A 13,434-nucleotide genomic window follows, 5' to 3' on the forward strand; every position below is an offset into this window, starting at 1 on the left:
GAACCGGCAGGTCATGGGAGTTCCATCGTTCCCTGTTGTCGAAGCCAGCAGGCGTCACCGCGCCGGAAGCTTTCGATCGCAATTGTGGGAGGGCTTCAGCCCCGACGCGACCACGCCCGACTGCACGCGCACCACGCTGCAGTGGGCAGGTGCCTCGGCGACTCGTCGGCGTCCCCATCGCGTTCCGCCGTGCGTGGCAACGGCGTACCCACCGTGACCGCCGTCGTCGGCAACGACGCGCGCACATCATGCAGCGCACGCCTGCGACACCGCTGGCCGCGTGGCTCCGGCCGCAGCATCCAACCCAGCCGCATCAACTGCGCTGCTGTTCCGCGCCCGTCGCACCCGTCGTCTCCGCCGGCCCGGCCGTTGGATCGTTGACGTCGGCCTCGAACAGCTGGGTCAGATCGGCACGCGCCGCGCGCGCGGTCTGCACCACCGCCGCGTCGTCGTCGTAGACCAGGTGCTGGGCGCGCAGCAGTTGCGTGTCGTGCTCGCGGAAGCGGGCGATGCGGTCGCGCGCGGTGGCCGCGTCCAGGCCCAGGCCGAGCAGCACCTGCTCGCTCAGTTCCAGGCTGGAGGCGAACACCTCGCGGAACGGTTCGGCGCCCAGGTCCATCAACCGCCAGGCGTGCTGGCGGTTGCGCGCGCGCGCCAGCACCTTGGCGGTGGGGTAGAGCCGGCGGATCAGCCGCGTGGTCTTGATGTTGGTCTCCGGGTCGTCCATCGCCACCACGAAGATGCGGATGCCGTCGCTGCCGGCCGCGCGCAGCAGGTCCGGGCGGCTGGGGTCGCCGTAATAGAGCTTGTTGCCGAAGCGGCGCAGGTCCTCCACCGTGTCCGGATTGTGTTCCAGCGCCACGAACGGGATGCGCTGCGCGGTCAGCAGGCGCGCCACGATCTGGCCGAAGCGGCCCATGCCGGCGATCAGCACCTGCGCGCGCTGCGTCTCCACCGTGTCGTACTGCGCCGCCGGCGTTGGCGGCTGCTTGCCCTTGCCGGCCTCGTTGCCGCCGAGCAGGCGCTGCATGCCGAGCAGCAGCAGCGGCGTCAGCGCCATCGACACGCCGACCACCGCGACCAGGCGGCCATGGGTGGCATCGTCGAGCAGCCGCACGCGCTGCGCCTCGGTGAACACCACGAAGGCGAACTCGCCGCCCAGCCACAGCAGGCTGCCCAGCAACAGCGCACTGCGCCAGGGCAGGCGCAGCACGCGGGCGATGCCTGCGAGCAGCGCAAATTTGACCAGCAGCAGCGTGGCCACGGCGCCGGCGATCAGCCACGGCTCGGCGACGATACGGTCCAGGTCGATGCCCATGCCCACGGCGATGAAGAACACGCCCAGCAACAGGCCCTGGAACGGCTCGATCTGCGCCTCCAGTTCGTGGCGGAACTCCGAATCGGCCAGCAGCACGCCGGCCAGGAACGCGCCCAGGCTGGGGCTGAGCCCGGCCTTCTGCAGGAACCAGGCGTTGCCCAGCACCACCAGCAGCGCGCTGGCGGTGAACACCTCGGGCATGCGCGTGCGCGCCACCGTGCGGAACAGATGGCGCAGCACGAAGCGTCCGCACAGCACCACCACCGCCAGTGCGCCCAGCGCCTGGCCCACTTCCGACCAGGTCAGGGTGTCGTTCTTGGCGCCGCCGAGCAGCGGCACCGCGGCCAGCAGCGGGATCGCGATCAGGTCCTGGAACAGCAGGATGGCGAAGCCGAGCCGGCCGTAGTCGCTGTTGAGCGCCTTGCGCTCCGCCAGCAATTGCAGGCCCACCGCGGTGGACGACAGCGCCAGCGCCAGGCCGATCACCAGCGCGCTCTTCCAGTTCAGGCCCATGCACAGCGCCAGCGCGCCCAGCGGCAGCGCGGTCAGCGCCACCTGCGCCGAGCCCGCGCCGAACACCGCATGCCGCATCACCTTCAAGCGCGCCGGCGACAATTCCAGGCCGATCAGGAACAGCAGCATCACCACGCCGATCTCGGCGGCGTTGAGGATGCGCTCGGTGTCCTGCACGAAGCCCAGCCCGTCCGGCCCCAGCACCACGCCCGCGGCCAGGTAGGCCAGCACCGCGCCCAGGCCCAGCCGCTTGAACACCGGTACCGCGATCACCGCGGCCAGCAGCAGCACCAGCGCCAGTTCCAGGCCGCCGCTATGCACGAGTCGTCTCCATCGGCGCATTATGCGGCCGCCAAGGCGACCGTCTGCTGACGCGCAGGCAGGTGGGGGCCCGCTGCATGGCGAATCCTTGGGTCGGGCGAGTGTGAGACGGCGCTGCGTGTCTTCCTGTGGGGGGGAGGGGATCGCCCCCCGGAGCGGGGCGCCGGGTCCGCCCTGTTGCCTGGCCGGGTGGCGTGGTCGCGTCGCGGCTGAAGGACGCCTCTAACAAGGACGAGAGGCATACGCGTAGGAGCGGCTTCAGCCGCGACCGTGCCTGACCGGTAGAGCCTCGTCGCGGCTGAGCCGCTCCTACGCGACAGCGCGCCGGAAACGGGTGATTCGATGGACCTGAAGCGCTCCCACAAGAAAGCTGCGCTGCGGTCGGTGCCGCCCCTGCTCTGGCAACACAAGTGAGCAGTGAGCACCAAGCGACCGACCGGAGACCTTGTGGGAGGGGCTTCGGCCCCGACGCGCGGATGCCGGTATCGCGACAGCGACCCCTGTCGCCGCAGACGCTGCATCGGCTGCACCACCGCATCGATGACCCGGATCATCCCCGCGCCGCGGCCAGCCGTGTACCGTTAGCGCATTCGCTCGCCTCTGCCGCCGCCATGAGCACCTATCACCTGCAGTCCGTGTTCCGCCCCGCCTCGGTCGCCATCGTCGGCGGCAGCCCGCGCGAGCGCTCGGCCGGTCGCGCGGTGGTGCGCAGCCTGCGCGCGGCCGGGTTTCCTGGCCAGATCGGCTGGGTCAGCCCGCGCTACCGCGAGATCGATGGCGTGCCCACCGTGCGCCGCCTCACCGATCTGCCCTGGGTGCCGGACCTGGTGGTGATCACCGCGCCGGCGCGGATGGTGCCGCGCATCGTGTCGATCGCGGCCCGGCGCGGCGTGGCCGCGGCGATCATCCTCACCGCCGGACTCGGCAGCAGGCCGGGCTCGGCCGCGGCGCGGGTGGAGAGCGCCGCGCGCGCCAAGGGCCTGCGCATCCTCGGACCGCACTGCCTGGGCGTGATCGCCCCGCATGCGCGGCTCAACGCCAGCATCGCCGCGCACTGTCCGCAGCCGGGCGACCTGGCGCTGATCTCCGAATCCAGCGCCATCGCCGCGGCGCTGGTGGAATGGGGCGTGGCGCGCGCGGTCGGCTTCTCGGCGGTGGTCTCGCTGGGCGACGCGCTGGACGTGGACTTCGCCGACCTGCTCGACTACTTCGCCACCGACTACCGCACCCGCGCGATCCTGCTCTACGTCGAACACATCCGCGACGCGCGCAAGTTCATGTCCGCCGCGCGCGCCGCCGCCCGCGCCAAACCCGTGGTGGTGGTGAAGTCGGGCCGGCAGCTGCGCATCGATCCCAACGCCGACACCCACGTGCAGGCGCTGGCCAGTTCCGATGCGGTGTACGGCGCCGCGTTCGCCCGTGCCGGCCTGCTGCGGGTACGCGCGCTGGACGAACTGTTCGCCGCGGCCGAGACGCTGGGCCGGCTCAGCACCTTCCCGGGGCGGCGCCTGGCCATCCTCAGCAACGGCGGCGGCGTCGGCCGCCTGGCGGTGGATACCCTGGCCGATCTCGGCGGCACCCTGGCCGCGCTGTCGGCGCCCATCCAGCAGCGGCTGGACGCGGCGCTGCCGCAGGAGTGGTCGCACCGTAATCCGGTGGACATCGTGGTGGACGCCGACGGCGAGCGCTATGCCGCGGCCGCCGGCGCGCTGCTGGACGATCCGGAGAACGACGCGGTGCTGGTGGTCAACGTGCCGACCGCGTTCACGTCCTCGGCCGATGCGGCGCAGGCGCTGACCCGCATCCTCGGCCAGCGCCCGCGCCACCACCGCGACAAGCCGGTGTTCGCGGTATGGCTGGGCAACGACGAGAGCGCCACCGCCACGCTCAATGCCGCGCGCATCCCCACCTACGCCACCGAGGCCGACGCGGTGCGCGGCTTCATGCACCTGGTGCGCTACCGCGAGGCGCAGGCGGCGCTGATGGAAACGCCGCCGAGCCTGCCCGACGATTTCACCTTCGACGCCGCCGCCGCCCGCGGCATCGTCGATGCCGCGCTCGCCGCCGGGCAGACCTGGCTGGACCCGCTGGCGACCACGCGGCTGCTGGCCGCCTACGGCATTCCCACCGCGGCGGTGGCGCACGCCGCCGATGCCGAGGCCGCGGCGCAGGTGGCCGCGCCGATGCTGGCGCAGGGCTCGGCAGTGGCGGTGAAGATCCATTCGGCCGACATCCCGCACAAGTCCGACGTGGACGGCGTACGCCTCAACCTGGTCAGCGTGGAGGCGGTACGCGATGCGGCCGAGGGCATCCTTGCCCGCGCGCGCGCCGCGCGACCGGATGCGCGCATCGACGGCGTGCTGGTGCAGCCCTCGCTGCTGCGGCCGAAGGCGCGCGAACTGATCGCCGGCATCGCCGACGATCCGACCTTCGGCCCGGTGATCGTGTTCGGCCGCGGCGGCACCGCGGTGGAGGTGATCGACGACAAGGCGCTGGCGCTGCCGCCGCTGGACCTGCGCCTGGCCCACGAACTGATCGGCCGCACCCGCGTCAGCCGCATCCTCAAGGCCTACCGCGACGTGCCCGCCGCCGACGAGCGCGCGGTGGCGATGGTGCTGGTCAAGCTGGCGCAACTGGCTGCCGATCTGCCGGAGATCCGCGAACTGGACATCAACCCGCTGCTGGCCGACCGCGACGGCGTGGTCGCGGTCGATGCGCGGGTGGCGGTGGCGCCGTCGCGGCGCCTGCACAAGGGCCGCGGCCATCCGCGTTTCGCGATCTTCCCGTATCCCAAGGAGTGGGAGCGGCGCATCGTGCTCAACGACGGCAGCACCGCGTTGGTGCGCCCGGTGCGACCGGAGGACGACGCGCTGTTCCGCAGCTTCTTCGCCCGCGTCACCGACGAGGACCTGCGCCTGCGCTTCTTCCAGGCGGTCAAGCATTTCAGCCACGAGTTCATCGCGCGCCTGACCCAGCTCGACTACGCACGCTCGATCGCGCTGGTGGCGATCGAACCGCGCAGCGGCGACATGCTCGGCGCGGTGCGCCTGCACGCCGATGCCGACTACGATCGCGGCGAATACGGCATCCTGATCCGCTCCGACCTCAAGGGCCACGGCATCGGCTGGCAATTGATGCGGATCATGATCGAGTACGCCGGCTGGCTGGGCCTCAAGGTGGTCGAAGGCCAGGTGCTGCGCGAGAACCGCACCATGCTGGCGATGTGCCAGCAGCTCGGTTTCAAGGCCACGCCGGATCCGGACGACGCCACGCTGATGGACGTGGTGTTGCCGGTGGCGCAACACTGACGGGTGCCGCCACGATGTCGACGTTCTCGCCCAGCGTCCTGCAGCCGCGCCACGCGATCCTGTCCGGCGGGCCGGGCGATGCCGCGCTGGAGATCCTGCTGCGCCCGTTCCTGCGTGACGGCGAGATCGTGGATACCGCGATCCGCCTGGATGGCATCGCGCTGCCGTCGCTCCGGCTCGGCGATCTGGCCGGCCAGCGCTTTGATTTCCCGCGCAACCCGCACGACGGCTACATCGACGGCGCGCTCAACCTGGACGGCGCGCACCATCCGGTCGACGTCGACATGCTGACCTTCAACCTCGCGCGCGACGGGCACCTGACGCTCGTGGCCAAGGGCGTGTATGCGTTCGATGTCGAGGGCCTCGACGGCCTGGGCAAGGTGCCCTTCACCCTGGCGGCGCGGGTGAGTTCGTGCGCGATGTAAGTGGCGCAGGCCGCGCAGGCCCCGGCGCTCATCGGCACCGCTCCCCACGGGTTCGGTGGCGATCATGAAGTACATCGCGCGGTACTACGACGGCGATACGCTGCTGCGCGCGCGTCAATTGCTACGCGAGAAGGGGATCGCCACGCACGTCGTGCAGGAGGAGTCGCGAAGGTTGGGCGAGCAATGGGCGCTTTTCGTCTGTTTCAACGCCCAGGCCGAGGACGCGCTGCGGGTCCTGCACGATCCAAGGCACCAACCGGCAACCAGGATCGATGTGGCAGCGTTCGAGCAGCGCACGGCGACCGCCGATCTGCGTCTGCTCACCCGTTACGCCAGCATCGCGTTCCTGATCGCAGTCCCGCTGTTATGCGCCTTGATCTATCTGCTCTGGCGCTATGCATGAGCCGCCACGGCATGCGGACCGATTCATGAAAAACTGGAAAACTCAGCAACATTCCTACGTGCGTGGTGGCACTGGCTTCGATTGATCTGCTCGGTCATACACGTTGCACGTGCCGACACACGGATGCACGCATGAGGGACGAAAAGCGGATCTATCGCATCATGGCCAATCTCGTCTTGAGCCTGCGGGCGCTGTGTCTGTGCGTCGCGGGCTGCCATGCGCCGGGTCAGATCGTCGAAGGCCCGTTCCGGTTGGATGGCAAGCCGAAGCCTGGTGTCGTCGTCGATTGCCCAAGGACACCGTGGCTGCCCGTCGCATGAGACGCTTGCGCACGGCACGCGCTGTGCCGCCTCCCACACCCGACTTCAGGAGTCCTTTATGTCGTTCAAGCCCGAACGCTACACCTCGGTCTCGCCGTATCTGATCGTCGACGGTGCGCAGCGCACCCTCGATTTCCTGGTCGCTGTGTTCGATGCCGAACCCCTGCGGCAGATTCCCGGCGAGGGCGGCCTGCTTGCCCACGGCGAGGTGCGCATCGACGACACGGTGGTGATGTTCTGCGATGCGGTGGAGGGCTGGCCGGCGCTACCGGCGCATGTGCACGTCTACGTGCGCGACGTGGATGCCACCTACCAGCGTGCGCTGGCGGCCGGTGCCACGGCGGTGCAGGCGCCGATGCAGAAGGACGATCCGGACCGGCGCGGCGGCTTTCGCGATGCCGGCGGCACGACCTGGTGGGTGGGGCAGCAGGTCGGCTGAGCGAGTGCACGCGCCGTCACGTCCGACGCCACGCATCCCTGCGTCCTTCGCCGCGCTCTGCGCAGGCCGCGCCTGCCGGCGCCGTCGAGCGGCGCGCGACAGGCAAGGCGTGGGGACGGTTACTCCAGTTCCTGGTTGCTCACCCCGCGCTCGATCGGGTACACGGTCGGCGGCGGCGTGGTGGAGCGCATCAGCTTCAGCGACGTCTTGCTCTGCTCGCACAGGTTGCCGCCGCTGACGAACACCCCGTCCTGGGTGCACTTCCAGTCGTAGAAGTTGGCGATGCCGCCGGCCAGCTGCAGGCTGTAGTCGGTGCTCTTGGCGGCCGCGTCGAAGGGCTGCCCGGCCGGGACGTTCTGGAACCAGCGCATCCATTCCTTGGACCCGACCGGCGGCACCTTGTCCGGCGCCTGGAAGGTCGGATTCATCGGCGAGAGCTGCGGCGATTCGGCGGTCATGTGGCAGCTCATGCAGGAGCTGATCGGGTTGTCCACCGGTCCGTTGAGGCGGCCGTTCCAGCCGAGGTGGGTCGGCGGCAGTTCTTTCACGTTGGCGTTGATCGCCGACTGCAGGATGTTCGGGTTGATCCGGGTCTGGGTCGGTCGCTTGTTGGTGTAGGTGTCGCCGGTGTTCTGCGGGTCGTTGCCAAACATGACGCCCACCGGCACCAGGTTCTGCCAGCCGGGCTTGCCGCTGACCGCGCCGTTGTACTGGAAGGTGCCGAAGATCCAGCCGGTGCCGGGCACGCGGCTGTCGCGTACGGCGAAGTCCATCTGGATCAGCGCCACCTGCTTGAACGCGCGATCGGCGGACTTGAAGTTGTTGGTGACCCAGGCGTTCCACAGCACCGGGTTCTGCAGGAACGGCACCTGGCTCAGATCCACGTCGGCGAACAGCGCCTTGCACACCACGGTGCCGTCGCGGAAGGTGTTGGGCTTGGTGGTGAAGCTCGGATCCGGGTTCTGCGGATCCTTCCACACCTGGCCGAAGGTGTAGGCGCCCACGTCGTTGTAGATGCCGACCGCGAAGGTCTGCCCGGTGGTGAGCTGGGTCGGGGCCAGTTGCTTGACCTGGATCTGCGCTTCCTTGGTCAGCCCATGCACGCCTTCGCGCCCGAGCGGGCCATAGTGCTGCCAGGGCGCGTGGTACCAGCGCCGCACCTTGTTGTTCTGCACGTACCAGTCGCTTTCGACGTTGCCTTCCAGGCAGTAGGCCTTCACCGCGTCGGCATAGCCGCGCCAGACCTCGAAGTTGTTGGTCAGCGGCTTGGGCAATTTCTGGAAGAAGGCCGGCAAGGGGCCGCTGGGCGGCTGCTGCGGGTAGTCCTGGCTGAGCTGGAACAGCGGCCCCTTGTAGGTGGACGGCGGCGCGTAGCCGAAATCGGGAAACCGGCCGGCCGAGGCGGCGCCGCTGGCGAGGGTCAGCGCGACGGCGATGGCGAGGGTGCGCGTGTGGGACGGATGCATGATGGACCTCCGGTCGTGTGCGTCGATGCGTGCGGGCGATGCCGCGTCCTGTGTCCGGACATCCCCGGGCCCCGGACCGGTCGCACGCCCGCGCTGCTGCGCGACCGCGATGAAAGGACTCCCGCCGCGCCAGGGCCACGCCGCAGGCACGGGCGTCCGCATCCGCCTGCACGCGCAGACGAAGCGGGAGACGCGGTGGGAGGTGCAGCGTCCACCGCCGCCGCGCGAACGCGATGCGGTGGAAGCGGCGATGCGGCGAAAACGGCCTAGCGGACCGAAGACATGTCCATGTCGCTCTCCTGACCCCGTGTGGAAGGCAACTGCGTTGAACGACCCCGTTGCGTCGAACGTGGGGGAAACGCGCGAGCCCGGCAGGCAGCATCGGGGGACGAATGCTGCAGGGGCGGCGCCATGCGGCGGCCGCGATGCCGGGTTGCGCGCCGATCGCCAGCGCCGCGCGGTGTGCGGGCGTCGGCGTTGCTCGACGCTTCGGACTCTAGCGAGCGCCGCGCAGCCGGTGGTAGACAGTTGCGCGCGCCGGCGCTGCAGCGGTGAGCGGACGACGCGGCATGCCGACGTAGCCCGCCTCCTGCATGCCGCGGTGGCGACCGGCCGGCGCGGACAGCGCGGCCATGGCATGCTGCGCGTCGGGCTGCGCCTGGCGGGAGCAGGCAGGCGCGGTAGGGACGGTGGGACGCACCGGGCACGGCGGCGTCCACTGCGGCGATGCACTTCTTGCGGTGACGCCATGCGCACGCACGGGACCTTGATTCAGTGGGACGAAGCGCGCGGCTGCGGCCGGGTGCGCCTGGCCCATCGCGAGACCGAAGTGGAAGTGCAACGCGCGGCGTTCCCGGCAGACGGCGTGCCGCCGCGCGTGGGCGAGCTGATCTCCTTCGACCTGGAGCCCGACGGGCAGGGACGGCCGCGGGCCTTGCGGGTGATGCGGCCTGGTCGCGCACCGGACACGCCGGTACGCGCGGCCGCCCCATCACGCGCGCGTCGCGGCCGCTGGCGCGGCGTGCTGATGCTGTTGGCGGTGCTCGCGCTCGCCGGCTATGCGGCGCTGCGCTTCGTGTCGGCACCGCACGCCACCCCGGCGGCGGCGCCATCGCCCACTTCGCGCACGGCTACCGCACCGGTCACGCCCGCGACGGCGCCCACGTTCCAGTGCGACGGCCGCACCCATTGCGCGCAGATGACCTCGTGCGCCGAAGCGGTGTACTTCCTGCAGCACTGCCCGGGCGTGGAGATGGACGGCAACCACGACGGCGTGCCGTGCGAACGGCAGTGGTGCCGGCGCGCGCGCTGAGGACCGGCAGCCGCGTGCGCTGCGCAGGATCTTGACCGGACCGTGATCCGGCCTCGGCTAGGGTCAGCGATTGCCTGCAGGTGACGCATGACCGAGCCACGCCTTCCCCCCGCCAAGACCCGCGCGCTGTCGCTGGGCCTGTTCGCCTTCGTCGCGGTGTTCGCTGCCATCGTCTGGTCGCTGCTGCGGCCCTACGGTTCGGTGTACTTCTTCCCGGTGCATTTCCTGGTCGGGCTGGGGCTGCCGTTCCTGTTCTACGCACTGGGCGCCAACCGCGCCGCGTTCCTGGCCGGGCTGGGGCTCACCGCCATCGTCCTGGTGCTGTTCAACCTGTGGGGCGACCAGGTCGGCGGTATCGGCCCGCGCGTGTTCGACTGGGCGCATGCCGTCGCCGGGATGCTGGGCATGCTGCTGGCCTACGGCGTGTTCCGCCTGTCCACCCGCGTGCGCCAGCGCCACGCGCGCTGAGTCACGTTCACTCCGCGTCCTCGCTGCGAGTGAACGGCGCCAGCCGCAGTTTCACCCTGTGCTCCACACCGGCAGGGCACTGCCCCGGCGCCGGCCCGCGGAAGTAGCTGCGCTGCCAGCCTGCGCGGGTGGCGTCGGAGTCGGGCTGTTCCAGGTCGTGCAGGAACTGCCCGCGGCTGTGTATCCACGCCTGGTGTTCGCGCTCCAGTTCCGGCGTCTGCGACAGCGGCTGCCAGCGCGGCTCGGTCTCGGCCAGCACCCGCCGCTGCACCGGGAAGAAATGGCAGAACGGCTCGCCGGCCTCGAACCGCACCCGGCCGGGCCGGGTGAACTGCCAGTTCATGGTGAAGGTATACGGGCTCCAGTCGGTCTCGATCAGCCCGGTGAGCCCGGCGATGCCGTCCTTGGGCCGGTTCACCGGCGCGGTGACGTACAGGTCCACGCCGGCTTCGGTGCGGAACAGGCACGGCACGTGGAAGGTGAGCACGCCGTAGCCGAAGTGGCTGACCGCCGGCGCGTGCGTGCCTGGCGCCGGCTGCACGCGCAGGTCGTCCAGCGCGTTGCCGCCGTTCCACTCGGCCTCGAACGCGGTCTGGCACAGCAGTTCCCAGCCGTGCGCATTGGCGATGTCCAGCGGCAGGCAGCGGTAGGCATAGCGCTCGGCGGTGCGGTCCATCCACGGCCGCTCGCGCGGTGCCGGGCGCACGTCGAGGGTGTGGCCGTCGAGAACGTGGGCAGTGAGCTTCATGGCGCAGGCAGGACGATGGACCAGCGCCGAGTGTGACGCCTCGCCACGGTCTTGGCGACCGCGGCGAGGCGCGCCGCTCACGCCGCTTCGAAATCCAGCAACGCCACGCCGTCGCCGACCAGCTCGCCTTCGCGCACGCGAAAGCCCTGCACGGTGCCGTCGGCCGGCGCCTGCAGGGTGTGCTCCATCTTCATCGCCTCCAGCACCAGCAGCGGCGTGCCGCGGGTCACCTGGGTGCCGGGCGCGACCAGCAGGGCGACGATGCGTCCCGGCATCGGCGCGGTCAGGCCGCCGCCTTCCACCGCCGGCTGGTCGGCATCGGCGACCGGGTCGTGGCGCTCGAACAGGTAGCCGTGGCCGTCGACGAACAGATGCAACTGCGTGCCGGCGAACACCGCATCGGCCTGCACCCGCTGCGTGCCGAGGAACGCGGACAGGCGCCCGTCGCGCAACTGGCCGCTCGCCTCCAGCGCGTCCTGCGCCTGCGCGGCGTGGATCCGCCAGCCGCCGGCGTGCGCGGCCAGGTGCAACGTGCGTTGCGTGTCGCCCTGCTGCAAGGTCAGCGCACGCGGCGCCGGCGCACCCAGCCGCCAGCCGTCGCGCAGGTCCCACGGCGAGTGCGGATCGTCGGCGTGCGCGGCCGGCGCGTGCTCGTGCAACTGCCAGGCCAGCGCCGCCAGGCTCCACAGCGCGTCGGTGGTCGGCGCGGGGGTGTCGAACAGCGCGGCGTGCTCACGCTCGATCAGCGCGGTGTCCAGATCCGCCTGCGCGAACGCGGCGGTGCCGACCAGGCGCTGCAGGAACGCGGCATTGGTCGACACGCCGACCACCTGGCACGCGGCCAGCGCCGCCTGCATGCGCCGCAGTGCGCGCTCGCGGGTCACATCCCAGACGATCAGCTTGGCGATCATCGGATCGTAATGCGGGCTGATCACATCACCCTGTTCGACACCGGCATCGACCCGGGTATGCGCATCGGCGGCAGGCAGGCGCAGGTGCTGCAGCGTGCCGATCGAGGGCAGGAAGCCGCGCGCCGGATCTTCGGCGTACAGCCGCGCTTCCAGCGCATGGCCGCGGATCGCCAGCTCGTGCTGGCGCTGCGGCAGCGGCTGCCCGGCCGCCACGCGCAACTGCCACTCCACCAGGTCGGTGCCGGTGATGCACTCGGTGACCGGGTGCTCCACCTGCAGGCGGGTGTTCATTTCCATGAAGTAGAACGCGCCATCGGGCGCGACGATGAACTCCACGGTGCCGGCGCCGACATAGCCGACCGCGCGCGCCGCCTCCACCGCGGCCTGGCCCATCGCCGCACGCCGCGCCTCATCCATGCCAGGGGCGGGCGCTTCCTCCAGCACCTTCTGGTGGCGGCGCTGCACCGAGCAGTCGCGCTCGAACAGGTAGACCAGTTCGCCATGCGTGTCGCCGAACACCTGGATCTCGATGTGCCGCGGCCGCAGCACGTACTTCTCCACCAGCACGTGCGCGTTGCCGAATGCGGCCTGCGCCTCGCGCTGGCAGGCGGCGAGCGCGGCGTCGAAGTCGGCGTCGTCATCGACCCGGCGCATGCCCTTGCCGCCGCCACCGGCGCTGGCCTTGATCAGCACCGGATAGCCGATGGCCGCGGCTTGTTCGCGCAGGAATTGCGGATCCTGGCGCTCGCCGTGGTAGCCGGGCGTCAGCGGCACCCCGGCTGCCTGCATCAGCGCCTTGGCCGCGCTCTTGTCGCCCATCGCGCGGATCGCCGTTGGCGGCGGGCCGATGAACACCAGGCCACGCGCGGCGCAGGCCTCGGCGAATTCGGCGTTCTCGGACAGGAAGCCGTACCCGGGATGGATGGCCTGCGCGCCACTGTGTTGCGCGGCGTCGAGGATGCGCTCAACGCGCAGGTAGCTCTCGCGTGCCGGCGCGGCGCCGATATACACGGCCTCGTCGGCCAGGCGCACGTGGCGGGCGTCGCGATCGGCATCGGAGTACACGGCCACGGTGGCGATGCCGAGCGTGCGGCAGGTGGCGATCACCCGGCAGGCGATCTCGCCGCGATTGGCGATCAGGATCTTGTCGAAGGTCGGCAGGTCGGGGGTGGCCATGGTCGGATGCCTGGAAATTAGGTCAGGGGTGCTGCGGTTGCTGAGCGAAGATGGGCGAGACGCACGCTGCTGCATGCGAGGCTCCCACCGTTGCCGTTGCCGTTGCCGTTGCCGTGGCCTTCGCTGTTGCTGTGCTTTGGCTTTTGCTCAGGCTTTTGCTTTACCGGGTTCCCTTCCGTAGCGGCGGCCGTCGCGGGGAAAAACCCGAAGGGCGGCGTACATGGATGTACGCCGTCCGCGGCAGGGGCAGGATGCCCCTTCCGCGGATCCCCGCGATGGACGCGGACCCGGAGCGCGCAGCGCGGA

At 70.7% G+C, this 13,434-nt stretch carries 11 protein-coding genes; 7 read left to right on the forward strand and 4 right to left on the reverse strand.

The features are described 5' to 3' along the window. Positions 1-313: 313 nt before the first annotated feature. The gene (locus M3U25_RS20315) at positions 314-2,152 is read right to left on the reverse strand and encodes a monovalent cation:proton antiporter-2 (CPA2) family protein (protein WP_355503781.1); all 1,839 of its coding nucleotides are present in this window, start codon (positions 2,150-2,152) and stop codon (positions 314-316) included. Positions 2,153-2,763: 611 nt separating this feature from the next. Here M3U25_RS20315 and M3U25_RS20320 point away from each other — a divergent pair. The 5 genes from M3U25_RS20320 to M3U25_RS20340 all read left to right on the forward strand — a co-directional run bounded on the left by M3U25_RS20320 (position 2,764) and on the right by M3U25_RS20340 (position 7,047). Further along, complete coding sequence (locus tag M3U25_RS20320; RefSeq protein WP_355503779.1) at positions 2,764-5,460, forward strand: bifunctional acetate--CoA ligase family protein/GNAT family N-acetyltransferase; 2,697 nt, start codon at positions 2,764-2,766, stop codon at positions 5,458-5,460. 14 nt (positions 5,461-5,474) lie between these two features. Next, positions 5,475-5,885 (forward strand): hypothetical protein, encoded by a 411-nt coding sequence (locus M3U25_RS20325; protein WP_355503777.1) that lies wholly within the window; start codon positions 5,475-5,477, stop codon positions 5,883-5,885. A 64-nt stretch (positions 5,886-5,949) separates the two neighbouring features. Then, complete coding sequence (locus M3U25_RS20330; protein WP_355503775.1) at positions 5,950-6,288, forward strand: hypothetical protein; 339 nt, start codon at positions 5,950-5,952, stop codon at positions 6,286-6,288. Between the two features lie 131 nt (positions 6,289-6,419). Continuing rightward, complete coding sequence (locus M3U25_RS20335; RefSeq protein ID WP_355503773.1) at positions 6,420-6,608, forward strand: hypothetical protein; 189 nt, start codon at positions 6,420-6,422, stop codon at positions 6,606-6,608. Positions 6,609-6,666: 58 nt separating this feature from the next. After that, positions 6,667-7,047, forward strand: a complete 381-nt coding sequence (locus M3U25_RS20340; protein WP_355503771.1) for a VOC family protein — start codon at positions 6,667-6,669, stop codon at positions 7,045-7,047. Between the two features lie 119 nt (positions 7,048-7,166). Here the strand turns inward: M3U25_RS20340 and M3U25_RS20345 are convergent, their stop codons facing one another. Further along, positions 7,167-8,513 (reverse strand): hypothetical protein, encoded by a 1,347-nt coding sequence (locus tag M3U25_RS20345; RefSeq protein WP_355503769.1) that lies wholly within the window; start codon positions 8,511-8,513, stop codon positions 7,167-7,169. Between the two features lie 748 nt (positions 8,514-9,261). Here M3U25_RS20345 and M3U25_RS20350 point away from each other — a divergent pair. Next, positions 9,262-9,825 (forward strand): excalibur calcium-binding domain-containing protein, encoded by a 564-nt coding sequence (locus M3U25_RS20350; RefSeq protein ID WP_355503767.1) that lies wholly within the window; start codon positions 9,262-9,264, stop codon positions 9,823-9,825. A gap of 87 nt (positions 9,826-9,912) precedes the next feature. Beyond that, the gene (locus tag M3U25_RS20355) at positions 9,913-10,293 is read left to right on the forward strand and encodes a hypothetical protein (protein ID WP_355503765.1); all 381 of its coding nucleotides are present in this window, start codon (positions 9,913-9,915) and stop codon (positions 10,291-10,293) included. Between the two features lie 7 nt (positions 10,294-10,300). Here the strand turns inward: M3U25_RS20355 and M3U25_RS20360 are convergent, their stop codons facing one another. Then, a complete protein-coding gene (locus tag M3U25_RS20360) occupies positions 10,301-11,041 on the reverse strand; it encodes a DUF6065 family protein (protein ID WP_355503763.1) in 741 nt (246 codons plus the stop codon). 77 nt (positions 11,042-11,118) lie between these two features. Further along, positions 11,119-13,128 (reverse strand): acetyl/propionyl/methylcrotonyl-CoA carboxylase subunit alpha, encoded by a 2,010-nt coding sequence (locus tag M3U25_RS20365; protein WP_355503761.1) that lies wholly within the window; start codon positions 13,126-13,128, stop codon positions 11,119-11,121. Positions 13,129-13,434: the final 306 nt, after the last annotated feature.

Origin of the sequence: Xanthomonas sp. PPL134, from assembly GCF_040595915.1 — a bacterium.
GTDB lineage: Bacteria > Pseudomonadota > Gammaproteobacteria > Xanthomonadales > Xanthomonadaceae > Xanthomonas_A > Xanthomonas_A indica.